The sequence below is a fragment of the Nocardia sp. NBC_01009 genome, from assembly GCF_045208035.1.
Lineage (GTDB): Bacteria > Actinomycetota > Actinomycetes > Mycobacteriales > Mycobacteriaceae > Nocardia.
Genome location: NZ_CP108695.1, coordinates 2,427,223 through 2,442,614, shown reverse-complemented (window position 1 = coordinate 2,442,614; position 15,392 = coordinate 2,427,223). Strand labels below are relative to the sequence as shown.

12 protein-coding genes are annotated in these 15,392 nt (G+C 67.9%); 10 read left to right on the top strand and 2 right to left on the bottom strand.

Annotated elements, in window-relative coordinates; all coding sequences use genetic code 11:
* Positions 1-125: 125 nt before the first annotated feature.
* From OHA42_RS10765 to OHA42_RS10755, 3 genes are all read left to right on the top strand, one after another.
* The gene (locus tag OHA42_RS10765; RefSeq protein ID WP_406236618.1) at positions 126-4,967 is read left to right on the top strand and encodes an ATP-dependent helicase; all 4,842 of its coding nucleotides are present in this window, start codon (positions 126-128) and stop codon (positions 4,965-4,967) included.
* 99 nt (positions 4,968-5,066) lie between these two features.
* The gene (locus OHA42_RS10760; RefSeq protein ID WP_406236617.1) at positions 5,067-5,843 is read left to right on the top strand and encodes a DNA-formamidopyrimidine glycosylase family protein; all 777 of its coding nucleotides are present in this window, start codon (positions 5,067-5,069) and stop codon (positions 5,841-5,843) included.
* A 135-nt stretch (positions 5,844-5,978) separates the two neighbouring features.
* Complete coding sequence (locus OHA42_RS10755) at positions 5,979-6,176, top strand: hypothetical protein (protein ID WP_406236616.1); 198 nt, start codon at positions 5,979-5,981, stop codon at positions 6,174-6,176.
* 28 nt (positions 6,177-6,204) lie between these two features.
* On the opposite strand, the gene OHA42_RS10750 is transcribed toward OHA42_RS10755, so the two are convergent.
* A complete protein-coding gene (locus tag OHA42_RS10750) occupies positions 6,205-6,420 on the bottom strand; it encodes a hypothetical protein (protein ID WP_406236615.1) in 216 nt (71 codons plus the stop codon).
* Positions 6,421-6,452: 32 nt separating this feature from the next.
* Here OHA42_RS10750 and OHA42_RS10745 point away from each other — a divergent pair, with 32 nt between their 5' ends.
* The 6 genes from OHA42_RS10745 to OHA42_RS10720 all read left to right on the top strand — a co-directional run bounded on the left by OHA42_RS10745 (position 6,453) and on the right by OHA42_RS10720 (position 11,753).
* The gene (locus OHA42_RS10745; protein WP_406236614.1) at positions 6,453-7,286 is read left to right on the top strand and encodes an MBL fold metallo-hydrolase; all 834 of its coding nucleotides are present in this window, start codon (positions 6,453-6,455) and stop codon (positions 7,284-7,286) included.
* A 70-nt stretch (positions 7,287-7,356) separates the two neighbouring features.
* Positions 7,357-8,718, top strand: coding sequence for a hydroxysqualene dehydroxylase HpnE (hpnE, locus tag OHA42_RS10740; protein WP_406236613.1), 1,362 nt, complete (start codon positions 7,357-7,359; stop codon positions 8,716-8,718).
* Positions 8,715-9,377, top strand: a complete 663-nt coding sequence (locus tag OHA42_RS10735) for a TetR/AcrR family transcriptional regulator (RefSeq protein ID WP_406236612.1) — start codon at positions 8,715-8,717, stop codon at positions 9,375-9,377. Before hpnE ends, OHA42_RS10735 begins: the two co-directional genes overlap by 4 nt.
* 98 nt (positions 9,378-9,475) lie before the next feature.
* Positions 9,476-9,676 (top strand): hypothetical protein, encoded by a 201-nt coding sequence (locus OHA42_RS10730; protein ID WP_406236611.1) that lies wholly within the window; start codon positions 9,476-9,478, stop codon positions 9,674-9,676.
* A gap of 95 nt (positions 9,677-9,771) precedes the next feature.
* The gene (locus OHA42_RS10725; protein WP_328409641.1) at positions 9,772-10,446 is read left to right on the top strand and encodes a response regulator transcription factor; all 675 of its coding nucleotides are present in this window, start codon (positions 9,772-9,774) and stop codon (positions 10,444-10,446) included.
* Positions 10,443-11,753 (top strand): sensor histidine kinase, encoded by a 1,311-nt coding sequence (locus OHA42_RS10720; RefSeq protein ID WP_406236610.1) that lies wholly within the window; start codon positions 10,443-10,445, stop codon positions 11,751-11,753. Before OHA42_RS10725 ends, OHA42_RS10720 begins: the two co-directional genes overlap by 4 nt.
* Before the next feature lie 4 nt (positions 11,754-11,757).
* On the opposite strand, the gene OHA42_RS10715 is transcribed toward OHA42_RS10720, so the two are convergent.
* The gene (locus tag OHA42_RS10715; protein ID WP_406236609.1) at positions 11,758-13,491 is read right to left on the bottom strand and encodes a glycerol-3-phosphate dehydrogenase/oxidase; all 1,734 of its coding nucleotides are present in this window, start codon (positions 13,489-13,491) and stop codon (positions 11,758-11,760) included.
* 276 nt (positions 13,492-13,767) lie between these two features.
* Here OHA42_RS10715 and glpK point away from each other — a divergent pair, with 276 nt between their 5' ends.
* A complete protein-coding gene (gene glpK / locus OHA42_RS10710) occupies positions 13,768-15,267 on the top strand; it encodes a glycerol kinase GlpK (RefSeq protein ID WP_406236608.1) in 1,500 nt (499 codons plus the stop codon).
* Positions 15,268-15,392 lie beyond the last annotated feature (125 nt).

Genomic DNA, 15,392 nt, shown 5'->3' with positions numbered 1-15,392 from the left:
GCGGCGGAGGTGGCCGTTATTCGATTGCTCTGCCTTCGCTCGGACAGTGGGCAGGACGGGGACGCCGCCGCCGGGTTACCTGCACGGCCGGATGAGTTGTCGGTGCCCAGGTGCAGACTGGTGCCATGGCTCAGTTCTCCACCGCGACCCAGGAGTGGTTCGACGGGGCCTTTCCCGCACCGACCGCCGCTCAGCTGGGCGCATGGAAGGCCATCGCGGCAGGTGAGCACACATTGGTGGTGGCGCCGACCGGGTCGGGAAAGACGTTGTCGGCGTTTCTGTGGGCGATCGATCAGCTCGCGAGCCGGCCGAAACCCGAAGGCAAGCCCGCTGGCCGCGGTACCTCGGTGCTCTATGTGTCACCGCTCAAAGCGCTGGCGGTCGATGTGGAACGCAACCTGCGCGCGCCGCTGGTCGGTGTCACGCAGACGGCCGGACGGCTCGGCCTCGATCCGCCTGCCATCACGGTCGGGGTCAGGTCGGGCGACACCAGCGCGGCAGACCGGCGGTCGATGCAGCGCACACCGCCGGACATCCTGATCACCACACCGGAATCCTTGTTCCTCATGCTGACTTCCGCGGCGCGGGAAACCCTCAGCGATGTCCACACGGTGATAGTGGACGAGGTGCACGCCATTGCGGGTGGGAAACGTGGCGCGCATCTGGCGTTGTCGCTGGCCCGGCTGGATCTGATGACCGAGCGCCCGGTGCAGCGGATCGGTCTCTCGGCGACCGTGCGGCCGCGCGAGGAGGTCGGGCGATTCTTGGTCGGCAATGCGCCGATCACCATCGTGTCGCCACCCGCACCGAAGACCTTCGACCTGTCGGTGCGCGTACCGGTGGCGGACATGACCGAGCCGGGCGACTCCGACCAGCCGGGTTCCATCTGGCCACATGTGGACGACGCGATCGTGGACCTGGTGCTCGAGCACCACTCCTCCATCGTCTTCGCCAACTCCCGACGCCTGGCCGAACGACTCACCGCGCGGCTCAACGAAACCTACGCGGCGCGCATCGGCGAGCCCGTCGAAACCGAGCACAAGCCGCCCGCGCTGCTCGGGGCGTCCACGGAAGTGATCCATGGCGCCGGGCAGCTACTTGCGCGGGCGCACCACGGTTCGGTGAGCAAGGAGCAGCGCGCGCTCATCGAGGACGACCTCAAGACCGGCCGACTGCGCTGCGTGGTGGCCACCAGCAGTCTCGAGCTCGGCATCGACATGGGCGCAGTCGATCTGGTGGTGCAGGTGGAGGCACCGCCCTCGGTGGCAAGCGGCTTGCAGCGGATCGGGCGTGCCGGGCACCAGGTCGGGGAGATCTCCCGCGGCGTGCTGTTCCCGAAGCATCGCACCGATGTGATCCACTGCGCGGTCGCCTCGCAGCGCATGACCGCAGGACAGATCGAGGCGATCCAGATCCCAGCGCATCCGCTGGACATTCTGGCGCAGCAGACGGTCGCCGCGTGCGCGCTCGAATCGATCGACGTCGACGGGTGGTTCGAAACAGTGCGCGGCACCGGCAGTTACGCGGCGCTGCCGCGTTCGGCTTATGAGTCGGTACTGGATCTGCTGTCCGGCCGCTACCCCTCCGACGAGTTCGCCGAGCTGCGACCACGGGTGGTGTGGGACCGGGACGCGGGCACACTGACCGGGCGGCCGGGCGCGCAACGACTCGCGGTGACCTCCGGTGGCGCGATCCCCGACCGCGGCATGTTCGCGGTGTACATGGTCGGCGAAAAAGCCTCGCGGGTCGGCGAACTCGACGAGGAGATGGTGTACGAATCCCGCGTCGGCGATGTCTTCGCCCTCGGTGCGACCAGCTGGCGGATCGAGGAGATCACCTTCGACCGGGTATTGGTGACCCCCGCGTTCGGGCAGCCGGGCCGCCTGCCGTTCTGGCACGGCGACGGACTCGGCCGCCCCGCGGAACTCGGCGCGGCATTGGGCGAATTCATCCGCAAAGCCGGACAAGACTCCACCGCGGCCCTTGCGCAGCGCACCACAGCTACTGCCGACGCGCCTCGGAAACGATCGTCGCGCAGTAAGACCGGTGTCTCGGCGACGGCGGCAGGTGTGGCCGATTCGTCGCACAATGGCGCAGGCGCCGGCTTCGCGCAGATCGTGCAGGGCGCGGGCCTCGACGACAACGCGGCGACCAACCTGCTCGCCCTGCTCGAGGAGCAGCGCACCGCCACCGGTCAACTGCCCACCGATCGAACGTTGATCGTGGAACGCTTCCGCGACGAGCTCGGGGACTGGCGGCTGGTGCTGCACTCGCCCTATGGGCAGCCGGTGCACGCGCCATGGGCATTGGCCATCGGCGCGAGGCTGCGCGAGCGATTCGGTGTCGACGCCAGCCCGACCTCCTCCGACGACGGCATCGTGGTGCGGCTGCCCGACACCACCGATGATCCGCCCGGCGCAGAGCTTTTCGTGTTCGAGCCCGACGAGATCGATGAGATCGTCACCGAGCAGGTCGGCGGTTCCGCGCTGTTCGCCTCCCGCTTCCGGGAGTGCGCCGCGCGGGCGCTGCTGCTGCCACGGCGCGATCCCGGCAAGCGGGCCCCGCTGTGGCAGCAGCGTCAGCGCTCGGCGCAGCTGCTGGATGTGGCGCGCAAGTTCCCCGACTTCCCGATCCTGTTGGAGACGGTGCGTGAATGCCTGCGTGACGTCTACGACCTGCCGTCACTGCGCGACCTGCTCGGCCGGGTGGCGCGCCGCCAACTGCGGCTGGTGGAGGTGGAGACCGCGACGCCGTCGCCGTTTGCCAACGCCCTCTTGTTCGACTACATCGGGCAGTTCATGTACGACGGCGACAGCCCGCTCGCCGAGCGCCGCGCCGCGGCACTGTCCTTGGACTCCAGCCTGCTCGCGGAACTGCTCGGCCGGGTGGAGCTGCGCGAACTATTGGATGCGGCGATCATCGAGCAGACCGAGCGGGAACTGCAACGGCTGACCCCGGAACGCCGAGCCCGCGATGCCGAGGGTTTGGCCGACCTGTTGCGCCTGCTCGGGCCGCTCACCGCCGACGAGGCGACCGCGCGGTGCGTCCGCCCAGGCGACACCGATCCGGATACCGATCCGGATCGAGCGAGCAGCCCTCGCGCCGATGACGCCCGATCGGATACCGACCCCGCCGAATGGTTCGCCGAACTGGTGAAAGCGCGTCGGGCGCTGGAGGTTACCTTCGCGGGCCGCACCTGGTGGGTGGCGGTGGAGGACGCCGCCCGGCTGCGCGACGCGCTCGGAGTGCCACTGCCGATCGGCACGCCCGCGGCCTTCATCGAACCGGTCGCCGACCCGCTCGGCGACCTGGTCGGGCGCTACGCACGCACCCACGGGCCGTTCGGCACCGAGGCGGTAGCCGCCCGATTCGGCATCGGCACCGCCGTCGCCGCTACCGCCCTGCATCGCCTCGTTGCCGAAAAGCGTGTGGTGGAAGGTGAATTCACCCCGGCGGCCAGCGGCTCGGAATGGTGCGACACCCAGGTCCTTCGCCGCTTGCGTCGCCGCTCACTGGCGGCAGCACGGCACGAGGTCGAGCCGGTCGCCACCGCGGCCTTCGGACGTTTCCTACCGGCCTGGCAGCACATCGGCACCGGCGAACTGCGCGGTGTGGACGGCGTCGCCAGCGTGGTGGAACAGCTGGCGGGCGTGCCGATCCCCGCCTCGGCCTGGGAATCGCTGATCCTGCCCGCCCGGGTCCGCGACTACTCCCCGGCCATGCTCGACGAACTGATGGCCGCCGGCGAAGTGATCTGGTCCGGTCACGGCGCCATCACCGCCAAGGACGGCTGGATCGCCCTGCACCTGGCCGACCAAGCACCCTTCACGCTGCCGCCCACCGACGACATCGAGCTGTCCGAGGTACACCTGCGCCTGCTCACCGCACTCGGCGCATCGATCGCACCGTGGACGCCGATCGAGGCCACAGCGTCGGTCGAACCAACGATATCGGCCGATGACATGGCCGCCGGACATCGTTCCGTGGCAGACGGCAGCTCGCCGTCACTGCGACTGCCGCCGATACTGCAGGGCGGCGGCGCGTATTTCTTCCGCCACCTCTCCGACTCGACCGGGCTGCTGGATGACGCGAAAGTGGCTGCCGCACTGTGGGAGCTGACGTGGGCCGGCGTCGTCGCGGGTGACACTTTCGCCCCGGTCCGCGCATTACTGTCCGGCACCGCACGCACGACTACCGCGCACCGCATGCCACGCCGAGCGCCCCGGGGCCGCGTCTACCTGCCACGGCCGAGTACGCCGACGCGGTCCGGACCGCCCGCGGTCGCGGGCCGGTGGTCGCTGCTGCCGGATCGGGTGTCGGACAACACCGTTCGCGCGCATGCGACGGCGGACATGTTGTTGGAGCGTTACGGCGTGCTGACCCGTGGTTCGGTCCAGAACGAAGGTGTGCCCGGCGGATTCGCGCTCATGTACCGGGTGCTCACCGAGTTCGAGGACCGTGGACGTTGTCGCCGCGGCTATTTCATCGATTCGCTGGGCGGCGCGCAGTTCTCCACCACCGATGTCGTCGACCGGCTGCGCTCGTTCGACACCGATCGTTCGCACACCGCCGAGGACCGGCAGCACACCGGCTCCGCGCTCGCGCTGGCGGCCAGCGATCCCGCCAATCCCTATGGCGCAGCTTTGCCATGGCCCAAGGGATCGACCGAAGGCGCAGGCCACCGGCCCGGCCGGAAGGCGGGCGCGATCGTCGTGCTGATCGATGGCGAGCTGACGCTCTACCTGGAACGCGGCGGCAAGACGCTGCTCACGTTCACCGAGGATCCGAACGCGCGCCAGGCCGCCGCCACCGCGCTGGCCGGTCTGGTCCGCGACCGCCGCGTCGACTCGCTGGTGATCGACAAGGTCGACGGAGAATCCGTGCACGGCAACACCTTCGCCGGCTTTCTCGCCGAGGCAGGCTTCGCACAAACACCACGCGGTCTCCGCCTGCGGAGGCAACCGTGACCCACTACGTCGTGACCAGCTCCAGCCACTCTGCATCCGGCCATTCCGTCACCGACCACTCCGCAACCTACCGCGCGTCGACCGACCGACCGTCCGCCCATGCCTGAAGGCGACACGGTTTTCCTGACCGCGAGCAGGCTGCGCCTCGCGCTCGACGGAAAGACGCTGACCCGCAGTGATTTCCGAGTGCCCCGCTACGCCACCGTCGACCTGCGCGGACAACAGATCGAGAGCATCGGCAGCTACGGCAAGCACCTGTTCATCAGGACACCGGAGGTCAGCGTCCACACCCACCTGAAAATGGAGGGCGAATGGCGCACCTACTGCACCGGGGAACGCTGGACCCGGCCGCGGGTGACCGCACGCCTGGTACTCGGCACCGAGGACACCGAGGCGGTCGGCTTCGCCCTCGGCACTGTCGAGGTGCTGCGCCGTGCAGACGAGCACACCAGAATTGATCACCTCGGTCCCGATCTGCTCGGCGCGAACTGGGACGTCGCCGAGGCGATGCGGCGGCTGACCGAGCACCCCGCGCAACCGATCGGACTCGCGCTGCTCGACCAGCGGAACCTGGCGGGCATCGGCAATATCTACCGCAGCGAGATCTGCTTCCTGCGCCGGGTGCACCCGGCCACCGCAGTCGCCGATGTTCCCGATCTGCTGGCACTGGTCAACGAGGCGCATCGGGTGCTCACCAAGGCCGCCACCGAACCACCGTGGCGCCCACTGGCCTATGGCCGCACCCGCCGCCCCTGCCGACGCTGCGGCACCCCGATCGTGGTCCACCTGCTCGGCGAAACCGGCCCGGGCGACCGCATCACCCAACGCGAGCGCGGTATCTACTTCTGCCCGCGCTGCCAGCCGCCACCGGCCTGACGGGTCCGCCGAGTGCACACCGACACGCAGAAAGCCCTGCTGACGGTGTGATTTGCCATTTCATTGCTAATACTTCTCTACCGCCGCGCGACAACATCATCGGAAGGCGTCAGCGAGCACCATGAGAGCAGGCAAATGATGAGTGGCCCGACCAGAAGGTCGCAGCTATTCGCGATTGCCGTTCGTCTGCTCGTTGCCGCCGTGGCCATCGCCGCCACCGTGGTGTTCACCTACTGCCTGGCGCATTCGACTGCGCCGACGGGCGATTCGACCACACCCGACCCACGGCCACCCTCGATCTCCACCGAGGATCTCGACGAGCGCCTTCCCTGATTCACTAGACCGGTCGTCATAGTTACTGCTACCGTCGGAGCATGGCACCACGCACCGGCTCGCGACAGCGCTTCTTCGATGCCGCCGCCGACCTGGCTCGTTCTACTTCCACTTCCCCGGCGGCAAGGAACAACTCGCAGCCGAGGCGCTCACCCAGTCCGGCGACCGCCTGCGCGAAGCCGTCGACACCATCCTCGGCGGCGGCGACCTGACCACCGTCTTCGACGATGCGGTCGGCGACCATCTCCGCACCACCTTCGAACGAGAGCTCTCCTGATGCGAATCCATCACCTCAACGGCGGCACCATGCGCCCACTCGGCGGCCGACTCGTCGACGGCACCGGCGGCCTGTTGCGCCACGCCGAAATGGTCTGCCACTGCCTGCTGATCGAGCTCGATTCCAGGCTTGTCCTGGTCGAGACGGGATTCGGCGAACAGTCGGTGCGCCACCCCAAGGAATGGCTGGGCAGCAAGTTCCTACTCCTTACCAACCCGGTCCTCGAACTCGAGCAGACGACGGCATACCAGGTAGAGGCACTGGGCTTCCGCCGCGAGGACGTCCGCGACATCGTGCTCACCCACCTCGATCTCGATCATGCGGGCGGCCTCGCCGACTTCCCGAACGCGCGGGTGCACGTGTATGCCGAGGAACTGCGCTCACTCGAAGGCACCCATGGACCCGGGGAGCGCCTCCGCTACAAGGCCCCGCAGTTCAGGCATGGCCCGCACTGGGAAGCGTATTCCGACCTCGGGGAAAGCTGGTTCGGATTCGACGCGGTGCGACAGTTGACCGGACTACCTCCGGAGATTCTGCTGATCCCGCTGTCCGGGCACACCAGAGGACACGCGGGCGTCGCGGTCGACACCGGCAACGGCTGGCTGCTCTCGGCGGGCGACTCGTATTTCCATCCCGGCACGCTGGACTCCGTTCGTCCACGACAGCCGATCGGCGTCTCGATCTTCGAACGCAGCGTGCAGACGCTGCCCGGTCCCCGCATCGAAAACCAGCAGCGCCTGCGCGAGTTGGTGCGCGACCACGGCGACGAGGTGACCACCTTCTCCGCGCACAACGCCGCCGAGCTGCGCGCCCTCCAGAACGTGCCGGCCTGACTCGAAACCCTTGACGCCGCACACCCTTCCGATTAACTTGCATTTTGTAAGTTAATCGAGGGAGTGCACCGTGAACGATCCGCGACGGTATGTGGTCATCGGAGGCGGGCTGGCCGGGCTCGCCTCCGCTGTCTGGCTGGCCGAGGCAGGCAAGCAGGTCACCCTGCTGGAGCGTCGAGGCAGGCTCGGCGGCCGAACCCACGCCATGAGGGTCGATGCGGTCGACGATCTCCCCGACAATGGCCAGCATGTGATCGCCAGCGGTTACGACCACCTCTTCCGGTACCTGACCAGCATCGGAACCCGCGAGTTCGTCGCCTTCCCGCACCACGCCACGCTGCGCTGGCCCGATGGTCGCCACGCGACCATGGCAACGAAGGGCATCGGCGCACTGCGCACCCTGTTCGGCGCCCACCCCGACGCGAGCCTGCTCGACCGGCTGCGCGCGGCCCGCGCCACCCTGCGCCTCGGCTGGCAATGCCTACACCAGCCTGCCGATCTCGCCGATCTCACCACCGAGCAGTGGTTCCAACGGATCGGCATGCCCGCCACCGCACGCGAGGCGCTGTGGGACTGGCTCGCACTCGGCGTCGCGGCCGAGCCCGTCCAGCAGGAATCGGCGAAAGTACTCGCCGGCGTGATGGCCACCGGAATTCGGCTCGGCATCAAACATCGGCAACCTGCCACCATCGGCTATCCGACCACCGACCTGGACACACTCTTCATCACCGGCGCCGAAACGGTCTTCCAGCGGCACGGAGTCGAAGTCCGCCGACGCGCGGTGGCCCGGCGAATCCACATCGTGGACGGCGTGGTGACCGGCGTTGCGCTGGCCGACGGCACCGTGGTGCCCGCCGACGCGGTGGTGTGCGCGGTCCCCAACTCCAACGTGGGCGGCCTGCTGGACGAATTACCGGAGCACGCCGAGATCTACGCGGCCGCAGACAAACTCGGCTACACCCCGATCGTGAGCACCAATCTCTACCTGGACCGCCCGCTGGGCACCACGTCGCAGTTCGAGGCGCTGATCGGCGGCACCGGCGTCATCGACGAGGTCTTCGATCGGCAGCGGATGACCGGCCGCAACACCGACAAGGCCTGGCTGTACTGCCTGACCACCAGCGGCGCCTACCAGCAGATCCACAAGACCAACGAAGCAATCGTCGCCGAGCAGATGGAGCTGCTGCGCCGCTACTACCCCGCTGCCGCGGACGCGAAAGTGATTCAGGGCCATGTGGTTCGGATGCCCAAGGCCACCTTTTCCCAAGTGATCGGCACCCATGGGCTGCGGCCGGACCAGCGGACATCGGTGCCGACACTGGTGCTCGCCGGCGACTGGACGGCCACCGACTGGTCGGCCACCATGGAAAGCGCCGTCCAGAGCGCCGCGAAGGCCGTGGACCAGCTGCTTGCGCTACCGTCTGTGTTGTGACCACGGAGCGCTCCACATCCGAGCACCGCGCGGCCCGGGCACGCACCGCAGAGCCCGACACCACGCCGAAGCGCCGCATGTCCGCGGCCGACCGGCGCACGCAGTTGCTGGATGTGGCGCGCGACATCGTGGCCGCCGACGGATTCGGCGCGGTGAGTATCGATCGCGTGGCACGGGAGAGCCAGGTGGCCCGCGCTCTGGTGTATCAGCAGTTCACCGACCTGTCGGGCCTGATGACCGCGCTGCTGGAACGTGAGACGGCCGTCGCGCTGGCCGGCGTCAGCAGCGTCGACTGGTCGGGCACCAACTATGACATCGACGAGGTCGGCCGCGGCGTGCTCGCCTATCTACACGCCGCACCGACCAGCTGGCAGATCATCCTGAGCCCGCCCGACGGCGGTCCGCCCGATCTGCGCGAACGGCTCGAGCTCGGCCGCGCCTATGCGCGCGCGATCGGTGCGCGTCATCTGTCGCGCTTCACCGGAGTCACCGTCGACCCGGACGGCGCGACCGAGCGGATCATGTTGGCGGCCTTGGAAGAACTGGCTCGACTGCATCTGACCGACCGGGATCGGTACCCGGACGCCATGGTGCTGCGTTATCTGCGCTCGCTCGTGGCATGGGCCGCGGACGTCGAAGTGCCTAACAAGACCCGCTGACCTGCGATTTCGTCATCATCACGAAATCCTCACAGTGCGATTGGTTTTCTTGTTCCAGCGCGGAGAACCGCGCGGGGAAACGAGAGGAAATCCAAACCATGAAGATCAAGACCGCCATTGCCGCAGGAATTTTCGCCCTCGGCGCCGTCGCCGCCGGCACCGGCGTCGCCAACGCCGAGTTCATCGGAAACTACGCAACCTATGAGGCCTGCGCGGCCGACGGCAACTCCCCCAAGACCGGTGGCACCCAGTGGCAGTGCGTCGAAGTCGCCGAAGGCTGGGACCTGCACACCTTCTGATCGATCGAGTTCCGACTACCGACCGGCCCGGAGGGGTCGGGCCGGTCGGACTCCGGCCCGCACGCGGTGTCTGAAGTGCCTTATTCTCAGACCTCGTGCGGGTTTTGGTGATCGAGGACGACGAGGGTCTCGGCAACGAGGTGGCAGCGGGACTACGGTCGGCGGGCTTTGCGGTGGACCTCGCCCACCACCTCGCCGACGCCGATCTCAAGATCACTGTCAACACCTACGATTGCCTCGTCGTCGACCGCGGGCTGCCCGACGGTGACGGCCTGCACCTCGTCGCCGCCCAGCGCGCCGTAGGCCTGCGAGTGCCGGTGCTGATACTGACCGCGCGCGACGGGCTCGCAGACCGGATCGCGGGCTTCGACAACGGTGCCGACGACTACCTCGTCAAGCCCTTCGCGCTGGCCGAACTCGCCGCGCGGGTGCGCGCCCTGTGTCGTCGGCGCGAGCAGCCCGCGCCCGCACGGATCGTGCTCGGCGACATCGACATCGATCTGCCGCGTCGCCGCGTGCAGCGCGCGGGCATCCTGCGCTCGCTGACCCCCAAGGAATTCGCCGTGCTCGAACTGCTCGCCACCCGCGCGGGCAGCGTCGTGTCCCGCTCCGAGCTCATCGAATGCTGTTGGGACGAAATGGCCGAACCCGCGTCGAACGTGGTCGACGTGGTGGTCGCGCAATTGCGCCGCAAGCTCGGGGCACCACCGGTGATCGAGACCGTTCGCGGCACCGGCTTCCTGATCGGAAGTGCACCATTCGCACCGTGAGTTCGCTGCCCGCACCCCTCGGCGGCAGGTCCATCGGCTCGGCCGCCGACCGGCCCGCGGTGGCCAGGCTGCGCCGGACTCGCTGGCAGCTGACGGCGCTGATCACCGCAATCACCGCGACGTCGCTGATCATCCTCGGGCTGGTCGCGGCGACGATCGACTCGCGGTCACGCGACCATGCCATCGACAATTCCCTCGACCGCGTGGTGACCGGGCTGTACCGAGCCGTCAACCTGCCGCCCGGCGAGGACATCCTCGACCTGAGCCAGCTCGAGAACGACGCCCTCGCCAACGGCGAAACCGCGGTCATGATCGTCAGCTCCGACGGCGACGGCAAGTGGACAGAGAGCTACGCGCACCTGCGCACCTGGTTGCCCGCGGACGACGGTGCCGCCGCCCTGGCCGACGACGCCATCTTCGCGGGGGAAACGGTGTTCCGCAACGGCTTCGACAATATGGGCCGACCCGTCCGTATCGCAGCGACGCCGATCTCGTGGGAGGACTCCCGAATCCAGGCGGTCGTCATCGCGGGCACGAATCCTGGCCTGTGGGACCGTGATCGAGCGCTGCTGATCTGGGGACTCGTCGTCGGCGGCGCCACGCTCGTCGCACTCTCGGCCATCGCGGGGCACCTGCTTTCGGGCCGCAGCATGCGCCAAGCCATGGTGATGGTCGAGGAGCAGGAGCAGTTCCTCGGCGATGCGGCCCACGAACTGCGCACCCCGCTGACCACGCTGCGGCTGGTCACCGAGCCACGCGAACGCGCGCCGCAGGAGAATCAGCGGGCGCTGACCGACGCGCGGGCCCTCGGGGACAGGATGGAGCGCATCGTCGCCGGTCTGCTCGCCAGGGCGCGCATGCAGGCAGGCGTCACCACGATGGAGCAGGTACAGCTGCTGCTCGATCAGCTCACCGAATCGGTCGTCGAGGAGTTTCCGCAGGCGAATATCGTTGTCCAAGCCCATCCGACGGTGGTGATCGGCGACCCAGGCCTACTGAGCCTCGCGGTACGCAATCTTATCGAGAATGCGATCGTGCACGGCGCGGTGAACCGCAGCGCGCCGATCGAGGTGCACGTGGCAGACGGTCGCGTCAGCGTCCGCGATCATGGTGCAGGCATCAATCCGCAGCTGTCGAGCAATCCGTTCCAGCGCGGCGTGACCGCGGGACGCGGCAGCGGCATCGGCCTGGCGCTGGTGGCCTGGATCGCGGACCTGCACGGCGGCAACGCATCGATGGAACCCGCCGCCGGTGGCGGCACCATCGTCTCGATCGCCCTGCCGCCGCCGTCACTCGGCCACGCCTGACGGCTCAGCTGTCCAGCGGTACCGGTTCCAGAATCTCCGGGCGTGGCTCGGGAGCGGCGACGCGCAGTGCGTCGGCGGAGGCGTCGTCGGGCTGGGTCTGCGAGCGGATCTCGGCCTCGACCCTTGCCTGGTAGGTCTTCACCTCGCGGTCGATGTTGTCGTCGTCCCAGCCGAGTATCGGCGCGACGAGCCCGGCCACCTGTTCGGCGCAGTTCGCGCCGCGGTGCGAATACTCGATGGAGATCCTGGTCCGCCTGGCCAGAATGTCCTCCAGATGCAGCGCGCCCTCCGCCGCCACCGCGTAGACGGCCTCCACTTGCAGATACGAGGGCGCGTCCGTAATCGGTTGCAGTAGTTCGGGTTTGCCGTCGGCAATGGCCATCACCTCGTTGATGAGCGAGCCGTAGCGGTCCAGCAGGTGCTCGATCCGGTACGGGTGCACGCCGTAGGCCTCGGCCAGCTGCACCGTTTGGTTGATCAGCGCGAAATAGCCGTCGGCGCCCAGCAACGGGACCTTCTCGGTGATCGATGGTGCCACCCGGGCCGGAATATCGTGCGCCGCTTCGTCGACCGCGTCGTAGGCCATCACCCGATAGGTGGTGTACTTGCCGCCCGCGATACCGACGAGTCCCGGCGCGACCCGCGCGACAGCGTGCTCACGCGAGAGCTTCGAGGTCGAATCACTCTCTCCCGCAAGCAAAGGCCGCAGACCCGCATACACGCCATCGATGTCGGCGGGGGTGAGCGGCGTGACCAGCACCCGGTTCACCCGGTCGAGCAGGTAGTCGATATCCGCCTTGGTCGCCGCGGGATGCGCGAGGTCCAGATTCCAGTCGGTGTCGGTGGTTCCGATGATCCAATGCGCGCCCCACGGAATCACGAACAGCACCGAATTGGCGGTACGCAGGATAATGGCGGAATCGCTGACAATGCGGTCGCGGGGCACCACGATGTGCACGCCTTTGGAGGCGCGCACGTGAAATCGGCCGCGATTGTGCGAGAGCGCCTGCACCTCGTCGGTCCACACACCCGTCGCGTTGATCACCACATGACCGCGGACCTCGCCGGTGCGGCCGTCCTCGCTGTCGCGGACCTTCACTCCGACGACGCGGTCGGCCTCGCGAAGGAAGCCGACGACCTGGGTGGAGGTGCGGATGACCGCACCGTAGTGCGCGGCGGTCCGGGCGACGGTCATCGTGTGCCTGGCGTCGTCGACGACGGTGTCGTAGTAGCTGACGCCGCCGATCAGCGAATCGGGCCGCAGGCCCGGCGCCAACCGCAGCGCGCCGTGACGAGACAGATGACGTTGTCCTGGAACGGATTTGGCGCCACCCATGGTGTCGTAGAGCACCAGACCGGCCGCCACATACGGGCGCTCCCAGGCACGGTGGGTCAGCGGGTAGAGGAAGCACAGTGGTTTCACCAGGTGCGGCGCCAGCGTGGACAGCGCGAGTTCGCGCTCGCGCAGTGCCTCACGCACCAGCCCGAACTCCAGCTGCTCCAGATACCGAAGTCCGCCGTGGAACATCTTCGAGGATCGGCTGGAGGTACCGGAGGCGAGGTCACGCGCCTCGACCAGGGCAACACCGAGGCCGCGGGTCGCCGCGTCCAGCGCGATTCCGGCCCCGACCACGCCACCGCCCACCACGACGACATCGAAGTGATCCTTGCCGAACCGCTCCCATGCCGCCGCGCGCTGCTGGGGGCCGAGAAACTGCGATTGCGGATTCTTGGTCATTGCTCGACTCCTCCAGCCGACGACGGCGTCGGGTGTAGACGACGTTGTGGGTCTTCACGGGCACACGATCGAGCTGCTCTGGGTACAGGCTATGCGAGTCGAGGACGAATCCCCGGCCGTGGTACCGGCCGTGTCGCCGGGGAGCTACCCGCGGGTAACCGAGGTCCACAGTAGTCCGGCGACACCCACCACGCGAGGCGATGCGCAGCGCGCTCGACACCCACCGTGTCGCGTCGTTCGACCCGCAGCGCGCACCGCATTTAGTAGCCTGCACAAATGCGTCGCTATGTGGCCGCCATTGATCAAGGCACGACGTCGAGTCGGTGCATCGTGTTCGACAGGCAGGGCCGCGTGGTCGGCGTCGCCCAACGGGAGCACGAGCAGATCTTCCCGCGGCCGGGCTGGGTCGAACACGATCCGGAAACCATCTGGCGCAATACCGAATTCGTCCTCGGCGAGGTTTTGCAGACCACCGGTCTCGGCGCGGACGACATCGCGGCGGTCGGCGTGACGAATCAGCGCGAGACAACGGTGGTGTGGGAACGCGCCACCGGCAAGCCGATCTACAACGCCATCGTCTGGCAGGACACCCGCACCGACCGGCTGGTGACCGAACTGGGCGGGGAGTACGGCGCGACCCGCTATCAGGACCGCACCGGCCTGCCGCTGTCCACCTACTTCGCCGGACCGAAACTGCGCTGGATCCTCGATCATGTCGAGGGCGCGGCAGCACGCGCCGAGGCGGGCGAGCTGTGTTTCGGCACCATCGACAGCTGGGTGCTGTGGAACCTCACCGGCGAGCACATCACCGATGTGACCAATGCGTCGCGCACCATGCTGATGGATCTTCGCACGCTGCAATGGGATCCACAGATCTGCGCGGAATTCGGCGTGCCGCAGGCGATGCTGCCGCAGATCCGCAGTTCGTCGGAGGTGTACGCGGCGATCACGGCGGGCCCACTGGCCGGTATTCCGGTCGCAGGCATCCTCGGCGATCAGCAGGCAGCAACCTTCGGCCAGGCCTGCCTGGCCCCCGGCGAGGCCAAGAACACCTATGGCACCGGCAATTTCATGCTGTTGAACACCGGGACGACGCCGGTGGTCAGCAAGCACGGACTGCTCACCACCGCGTGCTACCGGCTCGGCAACGAGCCCGCGGTGTACGCGCTGGAGGGCTCGATCGCGGTCACCGGCTCACTGGTGCAGTGGTTCCGGGACAACCTCGGCATCATCTCGGCGGCCGAGGAGATCGAACCGCTGGCCCGCAGCGTCGACGACAACGGCGGCGCCTATATCGTGCCCGCGTTTTCCGGGCTGTTCGCGCCGCGCTGGCGGCCGGATGCTCGCGGCGTGATCGCCGGCCTCACCCGCTTCGTCAACAAAGGCCACCTGGCGCGAGCAGTACTGGAGTCCACCGCATTTCAGACCCGCGAGGTAGTGGACGCCATGCGCGCGGATGCCGAATCCGAACAGCTCGACCTGGAACTGACGACACTGAAGGTGGACGGCGGCATGGTCGGCAACGACCTGCTGATGCAGTTCCAATCCGACATTCTCGACGTCCCGGTCGTCCGCCCGGTGGTCAACGAAACCACCGCTCTCGGTGCGGCCTACGCCGCCGGACTCGCGGTCGGCTACTGGCCGAATACCGATGACATCCGCGCCAATTGGGCGGCCGACAAGACCTGGGAACCGACCATGTCTGCCGAGGACCGCGACCATCACCTGGCAGAGTGGAACAAGGCTGTGGAACGAACCTACAACTGGGCCTCTTGATCGACCCGAACCTCCAGTTGCACAACCTATTCCGCGGCGAGCAAGCTAAACCAGCCATGGCATTTCAGAGGCAGGAGCCGTGGGCTACCTCGCACTCTGCGAGGCAACCCACGGCTACGCCGCGG

Bases quoted from the DNA above. Each gene is read 5' to 3' on its own strand.
- OHA42_RS10750 (WP_406236615.1), bottom strand. From the start codon at position 6,420: ATGGTCGCCGACCGCATCGTCGAAGACGGTGGTCAGGTCGCCGCCGCC.
- OHA42_RS10765 (WP_406236618.1), top strand. From the start codon at position 126: ATGGCTCAGTTCTCCACCGCGACCCAGGAGTGGTTCGACGGGGCCTTT.
- glpK (WP_406236608.1), top strand. From the start codon at position 13,768: ATGCGTCGCTATGTGGCCGCCATTGATCAAGGCACGACGTCGAGTCGG.
- OHA42_RS10730 (WP_406236611.1), top strand. From the start codon at position 9,476: ATGAAGATCAAGACCGCCATTGCCGCAGGAATTTTCGCCCTCGGCGCC.
- OHA42_RS10760 (WP_406236617.1), top strand. From the start codon at position 5,067: ATGCCTGAAGGCGACACGGTTTTCCTGACCGCGAGCAGGCTGCGCCTC.
- OHA42_RS10715 (WP_406236609.1), bottom strand. From the start codon at position 13,491: ATGACCAAGAATCCGCAATCGCAGTTTCTCGGCCCCCAGCAGCGCGCG.
- OHA42_RS10745 (WP_406236614.1), top strand. From the start codon at position 6,453: ATGCGAATCCATCACCTCAACGGCGGCACCATGCGCCCACTCGGCGGC.
- OHA42_RS10755 (WP_406236616.1), top strand. From the start codon at position 5,979: ATGATGAGTGGCCCGACCAGAAGGTCGCAGCTATTCGCGATTGCCGTT.